This window comes from Streptomyces argenteolus (assembly GCF_042902585.1).
GTDB lineage: Bacteria > Actinomycetota > Actinomycetes > Streptomycetales > Streptomycetaceae > Streptomyces > Streptomyces argenteolus.
Genome location: NZ_JBIBEG010000031.1, coordinates 1 through 4091, shown reverse-complemented (window position 1 = coordinate 4091; position 4091 = coordinate 1). Strand labels below are relative to the sequence as shown.

The following is a 4091-nucleotide window of genomic DNA, read 5'->3' as shown; positions in this document are numbered from 1 at the left end:
GCAAAGCCGCATCAAGAAGAGCCGGATGCAAACCGAACCGCCCCGCCTCCTCACGAGCCTCATCAGGAAGAGCAACCTCCGCGAAGATCTCCTCACCCCGCGTCCACACAGCCCTCAGCCCCCGAAACACCGGCCCGTACTCATAACCCCGATCCGCCAACCGCTCATACGCACCCTCGACGGACACCGATACGGCATCCTGCGGAGGCCACACAGCGAGGTCGAAGTCGGGAGCGGGTGCCTGCGGCAGAAGTACGCCCTCCGCATGCTGGGTCCACGGCACACCCCGGTCCCCCTCCACACGGGAGTGCACACTCACCTCACGCGCACCGTCATCGCTCGGAGCTCCGACCACGACCTGGACCTGCAGAGCCTCGGACTCAGGCAGGGTCAACGGCGTCTGAAGCGTCAACTCCTCCAGCAGACCGCACCCGACCTCCTCACCCGCACGAAGAGCCAACTCCACCAGACCCGTCCCCGGCACCAGCACACTGCCCAACACACTGTGATCAGCAAGCCACGGCTGAGCAGCAAGGGAAAGACGCCCGGTGAAGACCGCTCCCCCGTCAGGCAGACCCACTGCCGCACCCAGGACCGGGTGGTCGGTCGAGACAAGCCCAAGGGACTCCGGGTTGGATTCCAGCGCGTCAGGAAGCAACCAGTAGTGCTGGTGCTGGAAGGCGTAGGTGGGCAGGTCGACGCGGCGGGCGCCGGTGGGCGCGTAGTACGCCGCCCAGTCCGGAACGTGCCCCACCGTGTGCAGACGAGCGAGCGCGGTGACCAGCGCCTCAGGCTCGCTCTGGTTGCGCCGCAGACCGGGCACGAACACCGCTTCGGCCGCACTGTTCTGCGCCATCGCGGTGAGGACCGCGTCAGGGCCCACCTCCAGGAACACCGAGACCCCGGCGGCGGAGAGCGCACGAACCCCGTCGCCGAAACGCACCGCCTCACGGACATGGCGTACCCAGTACTCGGGCGACCGCAGATCGTCCGAGGTCGCGAGCCGGCCGGTGACGTTCGAGACCACCGGGATACCGGCTTCGCCGAAGGTGACACTCTCGGCGACGGTACGGAACTCGGCGAGCATCGGCTCCATCAGCGGTGAGTGGAACGCGTGCGAGACCCGCAGACGATTGGTCTTACGCCCCTCCGCCTCGAACCGGGCCGCAACCTCCAGCACGTCGTGCTCGTCGCCGGAGATCACCACCGCGTCCGGGCCGTTCACCGCCGCGACACTCACCGCATCCGAGGTCAGGTAGGGAAGAACCTCGTCCTCCGACGCCCGGATGGCAACCATCGCGCCACCCTCCGGCAGCGCCTGCATCAACCGGGCCCTGGCCGCGACCAGCCGCGCCGCGTCCGCCAGCGACAGGACGCCCGAGACGTGTGCGGCCGTCAGCTCACCCACCGAATGCCCCGCCACGAAGTCCGGGCGCACACCCCACGACTCCAGCAGACGGAACAACGCCGTCTCGAAAGCGAACAACGCCGGCTGCGTGAACTCCGTCCGCTCAAGAACCCCCGCGTCTTCGCCCCACACCGCCTCACGCAACGGTGCGGACAGATGGCCGTCCAGCTCAGCCACCACCGCATCGAACGCCTCAGCAAACACCGGGAACGCGCCGTACAGCTCACGCCCCATCCCCACCCGCTGCGCGCCCTGCCCCGTGAACAGGAAGGCCGTCTTCGGCTTCGATCTGGTCGTGCCGCGGACCACCGCACCATCCCGCCGGTCGCCGACGAGCGTCCGCAGCCCCTCGACCAGCTGCTCCCGCGTCGCACCCACCACAGCGGCCCGATGCTCGAACCCCGCACGCGACGTCGCGAGCGAGAAACCGATGTCCACCAGGCGCGTCTCCGGCTCCTTCACCACCCGCTCCAGGAGACGCGCGGCCTGCGACGTCAACGCCGCCGTCTCCGTGGCCGAGAGCACCCAGGCGTGCACCGGCATCTCCACGGCGGGAGCCGGAAGCTTCTCCGGCGTCTCGCTCTCGGCGGGCTCCTCCTCCGGCGCCTGCTCGATGATCACGTGCGCGTTCGTGCCGCTGATCCCGAACGACGACACCGCGGCCCGCCGTGGGCCCACCGTCGCCGGCCACTCCCGCGCCTCGGTCAACAACTCCACCGCACCCGCCGACCAGTCCACCTGATCCGACGGACGATCCACATGCAACGTCTTCGGCAACACACCGTGCCGCATCGCATGAACCACCTTGATGATCCCCGCCACACCCGCAGCAGCCTGCGTATGACCCATGTTCGACTTCACCGAACCCAGCCACAACGGCCGACCCACAGGCCGATCCTGCCCATACGTCGCCAACAACGCCTGCGCCTCGATCGGATCACCCAACGTCGTACCCGTACCATGCGCTTCGACCAGGTCCACATCTCTGGGCGACAGACTCGCGTTCGCCAGCGCCTGGCGAATGACGCGCATCTGCGACGGTCCGTTCGGTGCGGTGAAGCCGTTGCTCGCGCCGTCCTGGTTGATCGCTGAGCCGCGTACGACCGCGAGCACCGGATGCCCAAGACGCCGCGCGTCCGAGAGACGCTCCACCACCAGCACGCCGACACCCTCGCCCCAGCCCGTGCCGTCGGCCGCCGCAGCGAACGACTTGCACCGACCATCCGCCGCCAGCCCACGCTGACGACTGAACTCCACAAACGTCTCCGGAGTCGCCATCACCGTCACACCACCCACCAGCGCCAGCGAACTGTCCCCCGCACGCAGGGACTGCACCGCCGAATGCAACGCCACCAACGACGACGAACACGCCGTGTCCATCGTCACCGCGGGCCCCTCAAGACCCAGCGTGTACGCCACCCGCCCGGAGACCATCGATCCGGTCGAGCTGCTGTACGGATAGTCGTGGTACATCACGCCCGCGAAGACGCCCGTCCGGCTCCCCCGAAGGGTTACGGGGTCGATCCCGGCCCGCTCGATCGCTTCCCACGAGACCTCCAGCAGCAGCCGCCGGTGGGGGTCCATGACCAGTGCCTCGTTCGGCCCGATCCCGAAGAAGGCCGAGTCGAAGCCGCCCGCGCCATGGAGGAAACCGCCCTCGCGGGTGTACACCTTCCCCTCGGCGCCCGGCTCGGGGTCGTACAGCTGTCCGGTGTCCCAGCCCCGGTCCTCGGGGAAGGCGCCCACGACGTCCCGACCCTCGGCGGCCATCTGCCAGAGGTCCTCGGCGGACTCGACACCACCCGGATACCGGCAAGCCATACCCACGATGGCGATCGGCTCGTGCAGGGTCGACGAGAGCTTGCTGTTCTGGCCGCGGAGCCGCTCGACCTCCTTGAGCGACGCCCGCAGCGCGTCCACCAGCCGTGCGTCTGAAGTCGTCATCTCAGCTACCTGCTTCCGCGGTCGGGCCGTCCAGTTCGAACTCGTCGAGTGCCATGCTGATCAGGCTCTCGGCGTCCAGCTCATCGATCGATCCGCCGGCGTCGTCGGCGGAGTCCGCACCGGCGGGTGCCTGCACTCCGCCCAGCTCCAGGAGGCTGCGTATCAGCCCGGCATCGCGGAGCCTGTTGATGGGGATGGTCTGCAGAATGCGGCGGACCTGTTCGTCCTCGTCGGTCTGCTCCGGGCCCGTTTCATCGGGGGCCAGTTCCGTGAGCAGGTGGGCGGTCAGCACCTCAGGGCTCGGATAGTCGAAGATCAGTGTCGGTGACAGCCTGAGCCCGGTGGCCACGTTGAGTTGGTTGCGGAACTCCACGGCGCTGAGGGAGTCGAACCCGAGCTCCTGGAAGGCACGTTCAGGATGGATGGCATCCGGCCCCGCGTGCCCGAGCACGGCCGCCGCCTCGGCACGGACCACGTCCAGCACCAGTGCGGAACGGGTGGCCGCATCCACACCAGCCAGCCGTTCGGCCAGGGCCGGACCGGTCTGGCCAACGGTCTCGCGCCTCTTCCGACCGGGAGTGCTGCCCTGGGAGAGCACTCGGAAGATTTCGGGGAGGTTGTCGGCGGCTCGGCGGAGGGTGGGCAGGTCGAGCTGGATCGGGACCAGAGCCGGATCGTCAAGACCCATCGCGGTGTCGAACAGCTCAAGGCCACGCTCGGCCGACAGCCCCTCGATACC

2 protein-coding genes are annotated in these 4091 nt (G+C 68.6%); both read right to left on the bottom strand.

The window, feature by feature from the left end:
* The coding region (locus ACFY8O_RS34390) for a type I polyketide synthase (RefSeq protein WP_449341843.1) at window positions 1-3328 on the bottom strand (3328 nt) is incomplete at its 3' end.
* A gap of 25 nt (window positions 3329-3353) precedes the next feature.
* Window positions 3354-4091 (bottom strand): acyl carrier protein (locus ACFY8O_RS34385; protein WP_387909340.1); only part of this gene is annotated, 738 nt, incomplete at its 5' end.